The sequence below is a fragment of the Gluconobacter cadivus genome (assembly GCF_015244745.1).
GTDB classification, from domain to species: Bacteria; Pseudomonadota; Alphaproteobacteria; order Acetobacterales; family Acetobacteraceae; genus Gluconobacter; species Gluconobacter cadivus.
The window spans coordinates 1-1,242 of the sequence record NZ_JABCQI010000025.1 but is presented as its reverse complement, the minus strand read 5'-3'; the positions used below and the strand labels follow the sequence as shown (position 1 = coordinate 1,242).

General features: G+C 55.6%; 2 protein-coding genes and 1 pseudogene. All 3 read right to left on the bottom strand.

The genetic code is table 11. The annotated features are described in order from the left end of the window. Positions 1 to 289: 289 nt before the first annotated feature. Positions 290 to 628, bottom strand: a complete 339-nt coding sequence (locus HKD28_RS16115; protein ID WP_207729035.1) for a transposase — start codon at positions 626 to 628, stop codon at positions 290 to 292. Between the two features lie 92 nt (positions 629 to 720). Beyond that, positions 721 to 882 carry a transposase gene (locus tag HKD28_RS16110; protein WP_407925776.1) on the bottom strand — a complete coding sequence of 54 codons (162 nt, stop codon included), beginning with the start codon at positions 880 to 882 and terminating at the stop codon, positions 721 to 723. Between the two features lie 50 nt (positions 883 to 932). Continuing rightward, positions 933 to 1,242: pseudogene (locus HKD28_RS15525) on the bottom strand (hypothetical protein); the annotation flags it as partial.

Sequence of the window (1,242 nt, the reverse complement as noted above, 5' to 3'; positions counted from 1 at the left end):
GTCGTTGGGACGGCAAGTGGACTGTAAGGCGATTTAACACCAGATTCCGGCAACCAGTCGTGGGAGCTTTGCGCAAAAGCGCAGACTGGGAAGAGAAGGGCGCACAGGACATGAAGTGGGGCCAAGGGATTGATCATAGAAAGCTCCAAGAGAAGGACATATTGAGGTCAGTGACCTGCTGACATTGACAAGAAGTTCATGACCAGAAGGCCTGCAATGACAAAGCCCATTCCGGTGATGGTCGGGAGATTAAGGCTTTGGCCTAGAAAACCATCTATGTCTCTAAGATCTAGGTCACGTTGACAAAAGACCTGATCCAGAGCTTTGCGACTGCGATATGGAGAAAGCTCATGAATGACAAAGCGGTCTTGTCATAGCCCCGATCAGCCAGCATGGCTTTGAGGTTTGGAACCGGCAGCTTCATCAGAGCATTTATGGCTTTGTAGTCCGAGACCTGACCGCCGGTCAGGACAAAGCCGAGAGGGCGTCCCTGATTGTCACATCGGACATGAATTTTGCTCGTAAAGCCGCCGCGTGATCGACCAAAACCCTTCGAATAAGCCCCCCTTTTGCCCCAGTGGCCTGCGAATCGGCACGGACTACGGTGCTGTCGAGCATATGCTGTCAGTCATCAGTAAGGCCAAGGTCTACAAGGGTTTGCAGCAGGGCATCCCACACACTCTGTTCGGCCCAACGTCGGAACCGGACATAGACCGAGTTCTACTTGCCATAGCGCTCATGCATGTCCCGCCAGGGACAGCCTGTGCGCAGAACATGCAGCATACCATTGAGAAATAGGCGATTGTCTCCGGCTGGTCGAGCCCAACGTCCGCGCTCAGGCGGCAGAAGCGGACCAATTATCGCCCATTCCCGATCCGTCAGATCCCCGCTCCACCTTATCGCCTTCGTCGAAGCAACCAGTGAATCAGATCTCAGGCCGATCGTATAGATCTTTTGTCAACGTGGCCTAATCGGGTAGCCTGCTCGATGGCCCATCTCACAAACCAGACGTCGTCCGGATGGCTTTCAGACGTGACTGCGGCAAGCAGGCGCTCATATTCGCTAGCTTCTGTCGTGTTGGTAGCAGTAGGGGGCGTTGGGCCCTCCGGGGCGTCTTCCACCAGTCGTCGGTTGCGCTTGCGATCGGCGCCTGTCGGCCGCTTGATCATGCGTCCCGAAGCCGGAGCCGGGTTCAGCGAGAGCGGGACATCCCATTCGCTCATGGCATGATTGAGGATGGAG